General features: G+C 65.1%; 4 protein-coding genes. All 4 read left to right on the forward strand.

Annotation, left to right across the window (positions count from 1 at the left end; translation table 11 throughout):
* Positions 1–300: 300 nt before the first annotated feature.
* The 4 genes from AC1VVK_RS20400 (at position 301) to AC1VVK_RS20415 (ending at position 18,571) form a co-directional block, all read left to right on the forward strand.
* Positions 301–12,171 (forward strand): YDG domain-containing protein, encoded by an 11,871-nt coding sequence (locus tag AC1VVK_RS20400; RefSeq protein WP_482906572.1) that lies wholly within the window; start codon positions 301–303, stop codon positions 12,169–12,171.
* Positions 12,168–13,919: a ShlB/FhaC/HecB family hemolysin secretion/activation protein gene (locus AC1VVK_RS20405; RefSeq protein WP_482906573.1), complete on the forward strand. Its 1,752-nt coding sequence runs from the start codon at positions 12,168–12,170 to the stop codon at positions 13,917–13,919. Before AC1VVK_RS20400 ends, AC1VVK_RS20405 begins: the two co-directional genes overlap by 4 nt.
* A 132-nt stretch (positions 13,920–14,051) precedes the next feature.
* Positions 14,052–17,909 carry a LamG-like jellyroll fold domain-containing protein gene (locus AC1VVK_RS20410; RefSeq protein WP_482906574.1) on the forward strand — a complete coding sequence of 1,286 codons (3,858 nt, stop codon included), beginning with the start codon at positions 14,052–14,054 and terminating at the stop codon, positions 17,907–17,909.
* Entirely contained in the window at positions 17,909–18,571 is a 663-nt protein-coding gene (locus AC1VVK_RS20415) for a LamG domain-containing protein (protein ID WP_482906575.1), read from the forward strand. The genes AC1VVK_RS20410 and AC1VVK_RS20415 overlap by 1 nt, the downstream gene beginning before the upstream one ends.
* Positions 18,572–18,574 lie beyond the last annotated feature (3 nt).

The following is an 18,574-nucleotide window of genomic DNA, read 5'->3' on the forward strand; positions in this document are numbered from 1 at the left end:
GGAAGGCAGGGCCACCGCCTGTCACATAAGCCGCGATGACGTTGCTGCCGTCAAACGCTGCGTGGACTATGTCACACAAAGCGGCCGACTAACCAAGTAACCAGTCGCTCCAAGTATTTATGCTTAGTACTAAGGGTTTTTCCGGATGGCTGCGTCAACAGGAGGAAAGTAGATAATACAACGGGTGGGCAGCGAGGCTTTATGCACGGATCTGCACATGTTCGCTCAGCTATGCTGAGCACCACGATCCTGAAAAGACTGCTCCGGAGCGGCGCGCGCGGAGTACTTCCGGCGGGCGGGATGGCGGTCCCTCTGCTCCTTTCCCTGGCGACGCCTTGTCTGGCGCAAACCGCCCCGCTGCCGACAGGCGGCGTGTTCGCGGGCGGCTCCGGCACGATCGCCACGTCCGGCTCGACGATGACGATCACGCAGGGCTCGGCCCGCGCGGTGATCGACTGGAAGGACTTCTCGATCGGGGCCGACCGTACCGTCCAGATCAACAATGCGGCCGGCGCCACGCTCAACCGCGTGATGGGCGGGCAGCTTTCGCAAATCGACGGGACGCTCTCGGCAACCGGCTCGGTCTATCTGATGAACCCCGCCGGGATGATCGTGGGGCCGGGGGGCAAAGTGCTTACCGGGGGCAGCTTCGTCGGTTCTACGCGCCAGATCGATCCCGGCCAGTTCATGGCGGGCGGGGCAGTGCGCGCTGCCGGCAATTCGCCGGGCGGAATCGACAATCAGGGCACCATCAGTGCCGAGAACGGCAGCGTCGTCCTGATCGCGCGCTCGGTCACGAATAGCGGCCTTATCAGTGCCGCGCAGGGCCGCGTCACTCTGGCGGCGGCCGACGACGTGCTGCTGGCGACGACCGACGGCAAGGCCGACGGCATCTACGTCTCCTACGGCGCCGGTGGCGGCGACGTGACCCAGACCGGCCGGATCGAGGCTGCGGCAGTGGCGCTCAAGGCGGCCAACGGCAATATCTTCGCGCTGGCGGGCAATCGTGACGGTCTTGTAAAGGCCACGGGCACCGCGACGATCGACGGCCAGCTCTGGCTGACCGCGCCTTCGGGCACCGTGGACGTCGGCGGCACGCTCTCCGCCACGCGCGCGGATGGCAGCGGCGGCACCGTTGGCGTCAACGGCGCACAAGTCCAGCTGGCCGGAAGCGCCGATATCCGCGCGACCGGGACCGGCGGCGGCGAAGTGCTCGTCGGCACGTCCGGCTATGCCAGCGGTGCGAATATTGCCCAGTCGACCACGATTGCCGATGGCGCCCGGATAACGGCGGGCGGCCCGCAAGGTGGCGGGCTGATCGAGACTTCGGGCCACAGCTTCAGCGTCGGCGCGGCCACGGTTTCAGCAGGCACCGGCGGCAACTGGCTGATCGACCCGGATGATCTGGTGATCGATGCCACGGCGGCCTCCACGATCGTCGGTACGTTGAACACCGGCACCAACGTCACGCAGCAGACGAGTGCCAGCGGCACGGGCGGCTTGGGCGACATCACCGTTGCGGCGCCGATCGTCTGGACCGGCACCGGTACGCTTACGCTCGATGCCTACCGCGACGTGGTTGTCGGTCAGATGATCTCGGGTGTGGGTGAACTGGAGATCGATGCCGGGCGCAATGTTACCGTAAACGCCCCGATCTCGGTCGGGCAGACGCTGTTCTCGCTGCCGGGGACGCTGACTCTTGCGGCCGGTAGTTCGATCACCACCAACGGTTACATCGGACTGGAGACGGGCACTTTCGTAAACAATGCGGGTGCCAGTGCGCTCACGTCCAGAACGGCCGACTGGTTCGTCGCCTCCAACGATCCCGCCAACGATACCGACGGCGGCCTGATCCCCGATTACTATTCCTACGCCTACGACGGCCTGACTGCGTTCCCGGCTCCCGGCAACGGGCGGTTCTACCGTGTGACGCCCAGTGTCAGTTTCACGCTGGGGCCGGTGGTGAAGGATTATGACGGCACGACCCTGGCCACGCTCAATGACAGCAACACCACCGTCACGGGCATTATCAACAATGACGTCTGGACCCTCGACGGGGCTTATGCCGACAAGAACGCGGGCACCGGCATTGCCGTAACGGCGACCAATTTCCAGGCGACCCACGGCGGCATACCGGTCTACAACTATGCCGTAACGACACCTAGCGTGACCGACACGGTCGGTACGATCAACCGGGCGGTGTTGACGGCGGCGATCGTCGGTACGCCGACGAAGACTTACAACGCCACTACGGCAGTCTCGCTCACCGCCGCCAATTTCGCGCTGACAGGTGTCGTGACCGGCGAGACCATCAATGTCTCCAACGCGGCGACGGCGGCGTACGATTCCCCCAACGCGGGCGCGCGGACCGTCAATGCAACTTTCACCACGCCGAACTTCAGTGCCGGTTCGGGCACCAGTCTGTCCAACTATATCCTGCCCACCACCGCGACCGGGGCGGGGCTCATCAATCCTGCCTCGCTGCTGGTCAGCGGCATCGTCGCGCAGGACAAGGTTTACGACAGCACTACCGATGCCGTTCTCAATACCGCCGGTGCCTCGGTCTTCGGCGTGGTGGGCAGCGACGATGTCACGCTGGACTTCGCAGGCGCCACCGGCATCTTCGCGACCAAGAACGTGGGCACCGCGATCCCCGTCACGGCCACCGGCATTACGCTGAGCGGGTCGTCCGCCGGGAACTACGTGGTTTCGCAGCCGAGCGGGCTTTCGGCCGATATCACGCGGGCATCTCTGGTCGTTACCGGGATCACGGCGAACGACAAGATCTATGACGGCACCTTCTTTGCCGACGTCAACACTTCGGGACTGCAGATTTCCGGCCTCTATTCGCGCGATGTGGTCGTCCCGATTTCCACGCCGGGGGCGCAGATCACCTTTGCCCAGAAAGATGTGGGACAGGGCATTCCCGTTACAATCAGCGGGATCGTCTTGAGCGGAGCCGACGCCGGCAATTACAATCTCAGCTTCTCCTCCTCGCTTACCGCCGCCATTACCCCGAGGCCGCTGACGCTGACCGGAAACGGCATGCCGACCAAGATCTATGACGGCACCACCAATGCCGTCGTGGACAGCAGCCAGGTTGCGCTCGGCAATGTCGTCACGGGCGAATCCATCTCGCTGTCGCAGGCTTCGGGGCTCAACTACGCCTCTAAGAACGTGGGCATCTGGGATATTGCGGTTGCGCTGAACCCGTCCGACTATGTCGCCGGGCCGAACACGCTGCTGTCGAACTATATCCTGCCTACCACCGGCGCGATCCAGGGTGAGATCACGCCCGCGCCGCTGACCATCGTCATCGTCGGCAATCCGACCAAGACCTATGACGGCAATGCCAATGCCTCGCTTGGCCCCAGCAACTTCGCCGTGGACGGCTTCGTTACCGGAGAGGGCGCCTCGATCAACCAGACACAGGGCCAGTACGCCTCTGCCAACGCCGGTATCTGGACCGTTTCCGCCAATCTCGATGCGAGCAATTTCGATCCCAACGCCAATACGCTCATGTCGAACTACATCATTCCCTCGCCGGTCACCGGCTTGGGCACGATCGTCCGGCGCAACCTTGGGCCGGGCGTCATCAATGCCGATATCACCGGCAATCCCACCAAGGTCTACGATGGCAATACCGTCGCCACCCTGACTCCGGCGGACTATACGCTGAGCGGCTTCATCGCCGGCGAAGGCGCGACGATCACCCAGACGGTGGGCGAATACGGCAGCAAGGATGCCGGCCTGCGCACCGTGATCGCCCAGCTGGCGCCCACTGATTTCATCGCCGATTCCGGCACCAACCTCGACAATTACACGCTGCCGACCGAAGCGACCGGCATCGGCACGATCCTGCGTGCGCCGATTACCGCGACCATCATCGGCAATCCCACACGCGTCTACAACGGCACCACGCGGATTGCCCTCAACCCGACCGACTATGAGATATCGGGCCTCATCACCGGTGAATCCATGACGATCACCGGCGCCGCCACCGGGGAGTTCGACAGCCCGAACGCCGGCAGCCGCGTGATTACCGCGGCACTGCCGTCCTCGGCCGTGTTTACGGCCGGCGCTAATACCCTGCTGACCAATTATATCCTGCCCGTCGAAGCTGCTGGTCCAGGCACGATCACGCCTGCGCCGCTGGTCATCCTGGGCATGACGGCGCAGAACAAGGTCTACGACCAGACCACGCTGGCTCAGCTTGTCGGAACGCCTACGCTGTTCGGTCTGGTGAGCGGCGACGACGTTACGCTCGATCCCAGCGCGTCGACCGGCAATTTCGCGACGCCGAACGTCGGCAACGGGATCGCGGTCACCGTTTCGGGCTATACCGTTACCGGCGCAGCGATCGGCAACTACCAGCTGTTCCAGCCGCAAGGCCTCACGGCCAACATCACGCCGCGCGGGCTGACGATTGCCAACCTGCTGGCGAACGACAAGTTCTACGACGGCACCACCGCCGCCACGCTTTCGGGCACGGCCACGCTTCAGGGCGTGCTTTCGGGCGACGATGTGGTCCTGGGCGGTTCGGGCTCTTCCGCCGCGTTCCGCCAGTCCAACGTCGGCACCAACTTGCGGGTGGATGTCGGCGGCTATGCCATTTCCGGCGGGCAGGCGGGCAACTACACGCTGGCGCAGCCTTCGGGACTGACGGCGGACATCAATCCGCTGGCGCTGACCGGCAGCATTATCGGCAATCCGACCAAGACTTATGACGGTACTACGGAAGTTTCGCTCACCGCCGCGAACTATGCGCTGGGCGGCTTTATCGCGGGTGAGGGTGGATCCGTCGGACAGTCCGCCGGGGCGGCCTACGACAGCGCCGATGCCGGTGCGCGCACGGTGACCGCCACTCTTGCGGTTTCGGACTTTACCGCCAATGCCGGGACACTGCTGTCCAACTATGTGCTGCCGACTTCGATCTCCGGACCCGGCACGATCACGCAGGCGCAACTGGCCGCAATCATCGTCGGCAATCCGACCAAGATCTACGATGCCACCACCGTCGCCACGCTGACGAGCGCCAATTATTCGCTCAGCGGCTTCGTTGGGGGCGAGAGCGCCGACGTGACGCAGACTGTGGGCACTTACGACAGCAAGAACGTGGGTTCGCGCGTGGTCACCGCATCGCTCGGCGCGGGCGATTTCGCGGCGGGATCGGGCACCAACCTTGCGAACTATGTGCTGCCCACCAGCGCCAGCGGTGCGGGAACGATCACGCAGGCCACCCTGCAAGTGATCGGCGTGACCGCGCTGGACAAGGTCTATGACGGCAACACGATAGCCACGCTCGACAGCTCGGGCGGATCGCTGTCCGGCGTCTTTGCGGGCGATACGGTCAATCTCGTGTCCGGCGGCGCCAGCGGCCAGTTCGCCACCAAGAACGTCGGCACCGCCATTCCGGTGACCGCGACGGGATATACGACCTCGGGCGTGGATGCGCCCAACTACATCGTGCTGCAACCTGTGGGCCTTGCCGCTGACATTACCGAGGCGACGATCCGGCTCGCTTCCGTCACCAAAGTCTACGATGCCAACACTCTGGTCCCTACGGTGGACAGCGCCTACACCCTGTCCGGCGTGGTCGCCGGGGACAGCGTGGGCGTTCAGGCGAGCGGAATTGCCGGCAACTACGACACCAAGAACGTCGGCACCGGCAAGCTGGTGAGCCTGAGCGGCGTCGTCCTGAACGGTGCGGACGCGGGCAACTACACGATTGCCGCGAGTGTGACCGATGCCGCGATCGGCACGATCACGCCCGCCACGCTCAATGTGACCGGCGCACTTGCGCTGGACAAGACGTATAACCAGTCGTCCGCCGATGCTCTCGACAATACCAATACGCACCTCAGCGGCGTTCTCGGGAACGATAACGTCGTGTTGTCCACCAGCGGTAGCACCGGCACTTTCATTGACAGCGCGGGCAATCCCACTGCCAATGCCGGTTTCTGGAACGTGCAGACCAGCGGCTATACGGTTTCCGGCACGGACGCGGGCAATTACAACCTCGTGCAGGCGCAGGGCCTGACCGCCACGATCAGGCAGCTCGAGATTTTCCTGACCTCGGTCACCAAGGTCTACGATGGCACGGTGACGCTGCCGGGCGCTTCGACCGGCTATACCTTTACCGGCGTGCTGGGCGGGGACACGGTGATTGCCGATACGTCCGGCGTTTCGGGCCAGTACAATGACAGCGCCAATGTCGGCACCGGCAAGCCGGTAACGGTCAACAACCTCGGCCTGACCGGGGCGAGTGCGGGGAACTACTCCATCAGCTCCAGCGTGACGGGCAATATCGGCACGGTCACGCAGGCCCAATTGTTCGCCGCGATCATCGGCAATCCCACCAAGACTTATGATGGCAACAACAGTGCCTTGCTGGGCAGCACGAACTATTCGCTGACCGGCTTCGCGTCCGGCGAAGGCGCGACCATCACGCAGACGGCGGGAACCTACGATTCGGTCAATCAGGGCAGCCGTACGGTCACGGCCTTGCTCGGCACCCCCGACTTCTCGCCGACCGGGGCGACGCTGCTTTCGAACTATGCCTTGCCGACCAGCGCCACCGGAGCGGGGACTATCGATCAGCGCGTGCTGACGATCTCGGGCGTGACGGCGCTGGACAAGGTCTACAACGGCAACACCATCGCCTTGCTGGACAGCAGTTCGGCGGCGCTCGTCAATGTCGTCAGCGGCGATACCGTCGCACTCGATTCCTCGGCCGCGAGCGGCACGTTCGCGACCAAGAACGTCGGTACCAACATTCCGGTCACGGCGGCGGGCTATGCGCTACTGAACAATCCCTTCGACAACTATGTGGTGGCGCAGCCGACCGGGCTCTCGGCCGATATCACGCAGGCACTGATCGAGCTTGCCAAGGTGACCAAGGTCTACGATTCCACCACCGATCTGCCGACACAGTCCACCGCCTATACGCTGAACGGCGTGGTCTCGGGGGATGACGTCAGCGTCAATACTGCCGGGATTACGGGGTCTTACGCGGACAAGAACGTGGCGCCCGCGATCAATGTGACGCTGACCGGACTGACGCTCGCCGGGATCGACGCGGGCAATTACAGCATTTCCGGTGCGGTGACCGCCCAGCCCATCGGCGAGATCACGCCGGCCACGCTGAACGTCGCGATCATCGGCAATCCGACCAAGGTCTACAACGGCAACACCGCGGCCACGCTGGCGAGCGGCAATTACCAGCTCACCGGCTTCGCGGGCACCGAAGGGGCGACCATCAATCAAGCGGTGGGCACCTACGACAGCGCCAACGTGGGGGCTCGCACGATCACCGCCGCGCTGACGCAGGCCAACTATGACCCGAATTCGGGAACGCTGCTCTCCAACTACGTCCTGGCGACCAGCGCCACCGGCGCCGGCACGATCACTCCGGCGCAACTGAGCGCCGCGATCATCAACAATCCCACCAAGACCTATGACGGCAATATCAATGCCACGCTGAACGCGGGCAATTACCAGCTCACCGGCTTCGTCGCCGGGCAGAGCGCGACCGTCACCCAGACCTCGGGCACTTACCCGTCCGCCAATGCCGGAAACTGGCTGGTCACGGCCGCGCTGGGCTCGGGGGACTTCACCGCCGGATCGGGCACGCTGCTGTCGAACTATATCCTGCCGACCAGCGCGCAGGGCCTCGGCACGATCGACCAGGCAGTGCTGACGGCGGCGATCATCGGCAATCCCACCAAGACCTACGACGGCAATACCGTCGCCACGCTGACCGGCGGCAACTACCAGCTCACCGGCTTCGTGACCGGCGAAGGCGCGAGCGTGACGCAGACCGTGGGCGCCTACGACAGCGCCAACGCGGGCCCGCGCACCGTCACCGCCAGCCTTGCGGGCGGGGACTTCACGGCCAATTCCGGTACCTTGCTGACGAACTACGTTCTGCCGACCACGGCCAGCGGCGCGGGCACCATCGGGCAGGCGACGCTCAGCGCCGTCATCATCAACAACCCGACCAAGGTCTACGACGGCAATACGGCCGCGACGCTCACTTCGGGCAACTATCAGCTCATCGGCTTCATCGGCAGCGAAAGCGCCAGTGTGACGCAGACGGCGGGGCTCTATGACAGCGCCAATGCCGGGCCGCGCACGGTCACCGCCAGCCTTGGCGGCGGGGACTTCACGGCCGGGTCCGGCACGCTGCTGAGCAACTACGTGCTGCCCACCAGCGCCAGCGGGGCGGGCACGATCACGCAGGCGCTTCTCACCGCCGCCATCGTCGGCACGCCGACCAAGAGCTATGACGGCACCACCGCCGCGCTGCTGAACAGCACGAACTTCGCGCTGACCGGCTTCGTCGCCGGTGAGGGCGCAAGCGTGACGCAGACCGTGGGCACTTACGACAGCCCCAATGCGGGCGCGCGGACCGTCACCGCCAGCCTTGCCGGCACCGACTTCACCGCGACCGGCAGCACGCTGCTGTCCAACTACGTCCTGCCCACCACGGCCAGCGGTGCGGGCGTGATAAACCGGGCGGTGCTGGTCGCCTCGATCGTCGGCGTGCCCACCAAGACCTACGATGCGACTACGGCGATCACGCTCACCCCCGCCAACTATTCGTTGACCGGTTTCGCTGCCGGCGAGGGCGCGACGATCACCCGGACGGACGGGTTCTTCGCCTCTCCCGACGCCGGTTTCCGCCAGATCACGGCAACGCTGGGGGCAAGCGACTTCGCGCCCGATAGCGGCACGCTGCTGTCGAACTATCTCCTGCCCTCGACAGCAACCGGCTTCGGCCTGATCGAGCGCGCGGTGCTGACGGCCAGCATCATCGGTAACCCGACCAAGGTCTACGACGGCACCACCGCAGCCACGCTGACCAGCGCGAACTACAGTCTCACCGGCTTCGTGGCCGGGCAGGGTGCGACGGTCACCGAAACCGCGGGTACTTACGACAGCGCCAATGCCGGGCCCCGCACCGTGAGCGTCACGTTCGGCAGTCCGGATTTCGTGGCCGACAGCGGCACGCTGCTCACCAACTACGTGCTGCCGCTCGATGCCACCGGCGCGGGCACGATCACCCAGGCCACGCTGCTGGCCGCGATCGTCGGCAATCCGACGAAGACTTACGACGGCAACGCCAACGCCGTACTGACCAGCGCCAACTACACGCTTACCGGCTTCATCGCGGGCGAGGGGGCGACGGTCACCCAGACCGCCGGCCTCTACGATGGACCCAATGCCGGATCGCACAGCGTGACCGCCAGCCTTGCCGGCGGCGATTTCGCGGCGAACGGCGGCACATTGCTCAGCAACTATATCCTGCCCACCAGCGCGACCGGGGCGGGCACGATCACGCAGGCGATCCTGACCGCTGCGATCATCGGCAATCCGACCAAGACGTACGACGGCACCACCGATGCCGCGCTCTCCAGTGCCAATTACATGTTGACTGGGTTCGTCGCCGGTGAGGGCGCGAGCGTGACGCAGACCTTCGGAACTTATGATAGCCCCAACGCCGGGGCGCGGATCGTTACCGCCGCACTGGGAAGCATCGATTTCGCCGCCGACAGCGGCACGCTGCTGTCGAACTACATCCTGCCGACCAGTGCGTCCGGAGCAGGAACGATCAACCCGCGCCCCATCAACGGGCGCGCTATCGACGGCGCGATCATCGGCAATCCCACGAAGGTCTATGACGGCAACACGATCGCGACGCTCACCCCGGCCAATTATGACCTGACCGGTTTCGTGGGTAGCGACGGCGCGATCGTCACGCAGACGGTGGGCAGGTATGCGTCGAAGGATGCCGGTATCCACCTGATCACGGCGGACCTCGATCCTTCCGATTTCACGCCAACCGGCACAACCTTGCTGTCCAACTATCTGCTGCCCACAACCGTCTTCGGTCCGGGCACGATCACGCAGGCGACCCTGCTGGCAGTGATCATCGGCAACCCGACCAAGACGTACGACGGCACCACCGCCGCCACGCTGACCAGTGCGAACTACAGCCTTACCGGCTTCGTTTCGGGAGAGGGGGCGAGCGTCACCCAGACCTCCGGCACCTATCAAAGCCGTGACGCGGGCCTGCGCCTTGTCACCGCCAGCCTGGGCAGTGCCGATTTCGCGGCCAATTCCGGGACGCTGCTGTCGAACTACGTGCTGCCGACCAGCGCGGCAGGGCTGGGCACGATCACGCAGGCGATCCTCATGGCTTCGATCATCGGCAATCCGACCAAGACCTACGACGGCAACGCCAATGCCACGCTGACGAGCGCGAATTACAGCCTCACCGGCTTCGCTGCGGGCGAGGGCGCAAGCGTGACGCAGGCGGCGGGGCTCTATGACAGCGCCAATGCCGGATCGCGTACGGTTACCGCCAGCCTTGGCGGCGCAGATTTCAGCGCGAACAGCGGCACCTTGCTGACCAACTATATCCTGCCCACCAGCGCCACCGGAGCAGGCACGATCACGCAGGCCGCGTTGCTGGCGGCGATCATCGGCAATCCGACCAAGACCTACAACGGCAATGCGAACGCCCTGCTGACGAGCGCGAATTACAGCCTCACCGGCTTCATCGCCGGAGAGGGCGCCACCATCACGCAGACGGCGGGGCTCTATGACAGCGCCAACGCCGGATCGCGCACCGTCACCGCCAGCCTTGGCGCGGGCGACTTCAGCGCCAACAGCGGCACGCTCCTGTCCAATTACGCCCTGCCCACCAGCGCCTCGGGTGCGGGCACTATCGACCAGGCGGTACTGTCGATCACGGTCGTGGGCGATCCCACCAAGGCCTATGACGGTACCACCTCGGCCACGCTGACCGACGCGAATTACAGCCTGACCGGCTTCGCGCCCGGTGAAGGCGCGACGGTCAACCAGACGGCGGGCCTCTACGACGGCGCCAACGCCGGTCCGCACACTGTTTCGACCAGCCTCGACGCCGGGGACTTCACGGCGGACAGCGGCACACTGCTCAGCAACTACGTGCTGCCGACCAGCGCTTCGGGTGCCGGTACGATCAGCCGCGCGGTCCTGATGGCGGCGATCATCGGCAATCCGACCAAGACCTACGACGGTAACAAGACGATCGCGCTCACCAGCGCCAACTACAGCCTGACCGGTTTCGCCACCGGGGAGGGCGCCATCATCACCCAACCCGTCGGCACTTACGACAGCGCCAATGCCGGCGCCCGCATCGTCACGGCTGGCCTTGCCACGGGCGATTTCACCGCGAATGGCGGAACGCTGCTGAGCAACTACGTCCTGCCCACCATGGCTTCGGGCGCGGGCACGATCGACCGCGCGATCCTGACGGCGGCGATCATTGGCGATCCCACCAAGACCTATGACGGGAACAGCAACGTCGCGCTGACCAGCGCCAATTACAGCCTGACCGGCTTCGTGGCCGGAGAGGGCGCGCGGATTACGGAGACCTCGGGCCTCTACGATGGCCCCAATGCCGGTGCCCATACCGAGACGGCGTCGCTCGACAGTTCGGACTTCACCGCCAATAGCGGCACGCTGCTCAGCAACTATGTCTTGCCCACCAGCGCCTCGGGCGACGGCACGATCAACCGCGCGGACCTGACGGTGGCGATCACCGGCAATCCCACCAAGCAGCGCGACGGCAATACCAATGCCACGCTCAAGCCCGGCGACTACACGATCACCGGTTTCGTGGCGGGTGACGGCGCCAGCATCACGCAGACGCAGGGCACTTATGCCTCGCCCGAACCGGGCCAGCACCTGGTGACCGCCGCGCTTTCGCCTTCCGATTATCTGGCCAACCAGGGCACGCTGCTCGCCAACTACAACCTGCCGGACGTTGCGACCGGGCCGGGCACTATCCTCTATGCCTATCCGTGCGCTTCGGTGGTGCTGTGCCTGCCCGATCTGCCGGACTTGCAGGCCAAGTTCTGGGGCGGGCTCTTCGGGCGGTTCTATATCGTCTATCCCAGCATCTTCCCGCGTTATCAGGGACTCACGCAGGGCATGGCGGCGATGCCGAGCATCCTGCAGCCGGGCGGGATCGACCAGACCGCGACCGACTGGACGATCCGCAAGCGCACCGCCGTCGTCAATTCCAGTGACCAGATCCTGAACCGGGGCGGCGGCAGCGTGCAGATCCAGATCCACTACGACACGCCTTCACCGGCAATCGGTCTTGGCGGGGGGCAATGATGATGAAATCGATGAAGGTGGTGACCGCGCTTGTCGCGGCGGGTGCGGCGACGTTCGGGACAGGACTGGGAATGGGGTTGGCCCATGCGCAGGACTTCGAGCGGCGTATGCCGAAACAGCCGCCCAATCAGCCCGCTCCGGAAGTGCCTACGCCGCCGTCGCCGGCCGCTTCCGCCGATGATGCCACGCAGATCCTTCCCGTGCTGCGCGGACTGGTCTTCGTGAATGGTCCCGCCGGGCTGCAACCGGCGGGCATTGCCGCCGATGGGGTGGGCTCCGGCGTCGAAGTGCGGGGCCTGCCGCTGCTGACTAATCCGTCCTTTGACGCCGCGATGCGGCCCTATCTGAACCGGCCGCTGACGCGCGGCGATCTCAATGCCATCGTCCGCGTGGTGCAGGATGCTTATCGGACCGGGGATCATCCCTTCGTCGATGTCGGCGTGCCGCCGCAGAACGTGCAGAGCGGCGTGGTGCAGGTGGTCGTCACCGAATATCGGGTCGGCGCGATCGATGTAACGGGCAACCGCCATTTCTCGTCGAACCTGATCCGGGGCATGAGCGATCTGAGATCGGGCGAAGTGCTGACCCTGCCGCGCCTGCGCGAGGCCCTGGACGACTATAACCAGAACCCGTTCCTCACCGTGGACGGCGTGGTCCGGCCCGGGCAGGAAACCGGCACGACCGACCTCGTGCTGGAAGCACACGACCGGCTGCCGGTGCGCGTCTATGCCGGGTATGACAATCAGGGCGTGCCCACGCTGGGCCGCGACGAATGGTTCGTGGGCTTCAACTGGGGCAATGTGCTGGGGACCGGCCAGATCCTCTCGTATCAGTTCACGCGCAGCTTCAAGGGTGAATATACCTCCCATTCCGCGAGCGACGTCATCCCGATCACGCCGGATGACCGACTGATGATCTTCGGTGCCTATGCCATTCAGAAGCCGGAATTTTCCGACCTGTTCAACAGCGAGGGGCATTCCGGCCAGGTCAGCGCGCGCTTCGTGCACAACATGCGCGGGCCGGGCACGGTGCGGACCAGCATCCAGGTGGGCATCGATTACAAGCGGGCGAACAGCAACCTTGAATTCCTGGGCTTCCGGCTGCTTGATTCCGCCGTCGAGGTGTTCCAGGTTCCGGTGATCTTCACCGGCACGATCAACGACCGTCACGGCCAGACGGTGCTGGAGAACCAGACCGTGATCTCGCCCGGCAATGTCACCAGCCACAATAACGATGCCGATCTCCAGCAGCTGGTGCCCTATGGCAAGGCGACTTACGCCTATGACCGCATCTCGATCACGCGCACGACCTATCTCCCGCACGGGATCAACTGGGTGGTGCGCGGCATGGCCCAGTTCGCCACCAGCAACCTGCCGTACAGCGAGCAGCTTTCTGCCGGCGGCCTTGGCAGCGTGCGCGGTTACGATCCCAACGCGGCGCTGGGCAGCCAGGGTTTCCTTGCCAAGACCGAACTCAATTCGCCGGCCTTCCACCTGCTGGCAAAGAGCGGGCAGTTCGAGGACCAGATGCAGCTTGGCCTCTTCGTGGACTACGGCAAAGTGTGGCAGCAGCGGCGCCTGCCGGATTCGCCCAAGAACGCCGAACTGGTGAGCGTGGGCGCCAAGGCGCACTATACGGTGGGCCGCTATCTCGATCTCGAACTCGATCTTGGTCAGCAATTGAAGAAGGCGCCCTTTGCCGACAGCAAGGAAACCCGGCTGGCGATGGTCGCCACGATCGGGTTCTGAGCCGGGGGATTACTTTTCATACAGGCTCGCAGCGGGGGGGCTTGATCGAAATGATACCGGTGTCATAAGGTTGCCCAAGGACGGAGACCGTGGAGAGTGTTCTCCCCGGCCCGCCAAGGGAGAGAAGCCTGCGTGTCGCATCCCCAATGGCGTATCGTGACGAATCTGGTCTGTTCGCGGATTGCACTGGCTGTCGCCGGTCTCTGCATTGCCGGGGCTCCGGCTATCGCGCAGGAGGCGGACGGCCTGCTGTTTCATGCGCCGCTCGACAGCGGATTCGATGCGACGGTTTCCGGCGGCGCGGCGGTTCCGAACTTCAAGAGCGATGTCTCGATCGTCCCTGACGGTGCCGTCGGCGGTGCGGGGCGATGGTCTGATGGCGGCTATGTCGCATGGGAGGCGCCCGGGAATATCTATGCGCAGCGCGGCACGCTGTCGTTCTTCTGGCGCAGCCATACGCCGGTGGGCGAGGCGCCGTTCGTCATCTTCCGCGCGAGCGCGGGCGACCATTCAAGCTGGGACATGGCCTTCCTGCGCATCGACTGGAACGGCCACGGCTTCGACGCCTTCGTGACCGACGCCAACCTCTCGCGCGTGCGGGTAAGCTGGACGATCCCGACGCCGCCGACCACCGACGACTGGCACCACATCGCCTTCGCCTGGGACGAGACGCAGGGCGTGCGACTGTTCTGGGATGGCAAGGAAGTCGCCTCGAAGCAGCAGGCGGCGGATCTCGACATGGCGCTGGACCAGTTCGGCCTCGCCGGCCGCGTCATCGCGCCGCATCAGGTGCAGAGCCGCTACAACTTCATGCGCGGGTCCGACCTCGACGATATCCGCGTCTACGACCACATGTTGGACGGCGCGCAAGTGGCGCAACTGGCGGCGCGACAGCAACCGGCCGGAACGCTTCCTTCGGTTCAGGCCGATCTGCGCAAGGCGTGGCTCCATCGCTTCGGCTGGGACACTCAGAGCCCGCCGGTGCTGGATGACAAGGTTACCGCCATCCGCAAGGTCGAATTCGCGGATGCCAAGGACCTCAAGGAATGGATGTGGAAGGGTGTGGACGGCATTGCCGAGACCACCTGGCCCGGCGTCTACAACCGCTCCCGCCTGCCCGGGCGTGACGATTATTTCGAGCTGCCGGACTGGAACGTCTATGTCGAGGGCGGCAAGACCTATCAACTGACGCTGCCGCAGAACGCGGCGTTCAACCGCGTCGAAATTCGCGGCGCGGCCTATGGCGCGCTGGAGTGGTCTCCGGACGGCCAGTCCGCGTGGACCAAGCTGGCGGCGCGGCCCAAGGGCGTGGTGCGCTCGCTCACCGATACCCCCACGAAGACGGGCGGCAGCTTGCGCTTCACGAACGTGATGCAGGAGCAGCCGATCCAGGAGATCTGGGCCTACGACATCCATGCCGGGGAAGTGCCCAAGGGCACGTTCCAGCTCAGCTATACCGTGCACGCCGACGCAGCATCGGACCTTGGCGCGCTGGAGCAGCTCAATGCGCATATCGCAGGGCGCTACCCGGCGAACGAGCGTTCGACCGTCGTGGCCATGCCGACCGGCGGTGTGAAGGCGGCGGTCGGCGCGGGCAGCGCGGGCGCCTCGGGCACGGCCCAAAGTGGGAATGGGCGGCGCAGCGGCGACGATCTGCCGCTGGTCCATGTGCTGATCCCCTCGAACTTCGGCGACGCTCCGGCAGGTCGCCCACTGGCGCGCGCCTGGAACTACGGCTGGGAAAACGTCCATGACGGGCTGGACGGGCTGGCCATCGACCTGCCCGCGATCGACGCGACGCCCAATTCGCAAGGCGTGATCCCGCTCGATATTCGGGTGAAGGATCCGATCTGGCCCGATCGCGACATGATCGACGTGCAGGTATCGGTGCGCCCGGGCCAGCAGCGCACGCTCTGGCTGGATTTGCGCGACCGGATCCTGACGGCGGACAGTCTCTACATGACGGTGGCGTCGGCCGCGCCGGACTTCGGCGCGAAATCGCTCAACGGGATGAGCGTGCGCCTTGTCTTCAAGGACCGCGCCGAGGCGAAAGTCGAACATGTTGCCGACCGCTTCAATCAGGTGAAGGACAACTGGGCCTTCCTGGTCGAGGAGCATACCGCGTCCAAGCGCGCCGCGCTCTACCGCCGCCTCTATGGCGACATTACCGACCTGCTGCGCGTCGATCCCGATAATCTGGAAGCGCGGCGCTACTGGGCGGACATCGGCTATTCCGAGGCGCAGCTTCCGCCCTTCGTCCAGCCGCAGCCACCGGCGGGCATGCCGCTCTGGGCGTTCCGCCAGCTTGAGGACCTGAAGCTCACCCGCCACTTCGTGAACTGGTGGATCGATAACCGGCAGGTGCCCTACGGCGATTTCGGCGGCGGCATTTCCGACGATACCGACCTGACCCAGCAATGGCCCGGCCTTGCGCTGATGGGCGTCGATCCGGACAAGATCAACGGCTCGCTGCGGGCGCTGTCGGACGCGGTCTACAAGAACGGCATGATCGTCGACGGGCTGGGCTACATCACCACCGACGAGCTGCACGTCTACGAGGAAGGCATCAATTCCGATGCCGAGCGGCTCTACCTCAACTGGGGTGAACCCAAGGCGGTCGAGCGGATGATGGCCACCGTCAAGGCGCTGGGCAAAGTGATCCGCGTGAACCCGGCCGGGCACATGCACATCTCGTCCAGCTGGTACGGCGCGCGCAAGATCTACCGCGACGAGCCGTGGGCATGGCAGAAACCCTATGGTTTCGTCATCATGCATACGCCGGTCCTGCTGGGTCTCTACAACGCCGATCCGACCGCGCGGGGACTGGTTACGGGCTTGGTCGACGGCTTGCTGGCCCACGGCAAGCAAGGGGCGAACGGGCTCTGGACCTTCCCCAATGACATCAGCTTCGACCACGACACCGAGCGCGCGGGCGACGGCGGCGGCGCCACGCTGCCGATGCAGTCGGCCTGGGCGGCATGGCGCTTCACCGGCGACGACAAGTACTTGCGCCCGATCCTCGGCCGCGTCGGCAAGGACAATTTCGGCGTGCTGGCCGAGCTTAACGAGAACGCCCTGACCGTACTGGGCAAGCGAGCGGATCTGAAAGACCCCGTACTGCGCAAGGCAGAGGGCGGCGACGACTTCGCCCGGTTCGAGGCCTGGAACACCACCGGCGACCGCGCGTGGCTGGAGGCGCTCAACGCCCACGGCATCTCTGACAAGAGCCAGCACATGTACATGTACACCGAAGGACATTGGTGGAGCGACCGCGTGGAGGCGCCGAACGAATTGCTCCAGCGCGAGCGGCTCGGCGGTATCGCCCTCAAGCGCAACCAGACCTACCCGGGCAATGCGGTGAGCTGGCGCTTTGCAGACCCCGAGGCGGCGGTGGAAGTGGCGATCCTCGTGCGCGATGCAACGCCCGAGCAGTTCACGGTCGTTGCCTACAACACCACCGGCACCGAGCAGCGTGCGGACATGGGAACGTGGAACGTTGTGGCGGGCACCTGGGAAACGACGCAGGGTCTTGCTGCGGACGGCAGCGATGTCGCGCAGGGCGCGACCCCGCGCGAGGTCGAACTGGAACGCGGCGGTTCGTTGCCGGTCACCTTCGCGCCGGGCGCCGCGACGGTCATGACTTTCCGGCTCAAGCAGAAGGCCGCTGTCCAGCCCGAGCATCGCCCCGATCTCGGCATCGGTCTCGATGACGTGACGCGCAAGGGCAACAGGCTTGCCGTCATCGTGCATAGCCTCGGCTCGGTCGCCGCGCCCGCAGGCACGCTCACGCTGGAAACGCCGAGGGGCAAGGTCCTCGCCTCCGCCGCCGTGCCTGCATTGGCACCGCCGACCGATCTGCTGGCAAAGACCGCAACGGTCATGCTCACCGTCCCCGCCGGCGCGCCTGAAGTGCTGCATGTCAGGGTCTCGACCGGAGTGCCGGAAGTGACCCAGCGCAACAATGTCGTGATCCTTGGAGAGACGCACTGATGCGTGCCCGGTTCCTCGCCCTGCTTGCGCTGGCGGTGTTGGCCGCCCCGGCGCAGGCGAAGGAGGGGCAGGTCGTTTGGACGTTCGACCGTCTCGACCGTATCGGCAACTTGCACCCGCAATTGCTCGGCGATCCCCGTGTCGAGGATGGGCCGGTCGGCAAGGCCGTGGTGTTCGATGGTGTCGACGATGCACTCTACCTTCCCCGCCATCCGCTTGCCGGCGCGCGCCAGTTCACGCTGGAGGCGGTGTTCCGGCCCGACGGGGGCGCGTTCGAGCAGCGCTGGCTGCATCTCGCTTCGGACGATCCCGCGAACCAAACGCGGATGATGTTCGAGATCAGGGTCGTGGGGAATTTCTGGTATCTCGACAGCTTCATCAAAGGGAAGGGCTACGCACAAGTCCTTATCGATCCGGCGAAACTGCATCCCGTTGGCCGCTGGTATCACGTTGCCCAGACGTTCGACGGGACGACCTATCGCAGCTATGTCGACGGCGTTCTAGAAGGCGAGGCGAAGGTTGATGGCTTCGCGCCGCAAGGCCCCGGCAACACCTCGATAGGGGCGCGCTACAATCGCGTGAACTTCTTCCACGGCGCCGTGCGCATGGCGCGTTTCACCGACCGGGCGCTGGCGCCCTCGCACTTCCATTTGCTCCGTTAGCTG

This window comes from Novosphingobium sp. BL-S-32, from assembly GCF_056857055.1.

Excerpts from the sequence above, each read along its gene's own strand:
- AC1VVK_RS20400 (WP_482906572.1), top strand. The coding sequence starts at position 301 with ATGGCGGTCCCTCTGCTCCTTTCCCTGGCGACGCCTTGTCTGGCGCAA.
- AC1VVK_RS20405 (WP_482906573.1), top strand. The coding sequence starts at position 12,168 with ATGATGATGAAATCGATGAAGGTGGTGACCGCGCTTGTCGCGGCGGGT.
- AC1VVK_RS20415 (WP_482906575.1), top strand. The coding sequence starts at position 17,909 with ATGCGTGCCCGGTTCCTCGCCCTGCTTGCGCTGGCGGTGTTGGCCGCC.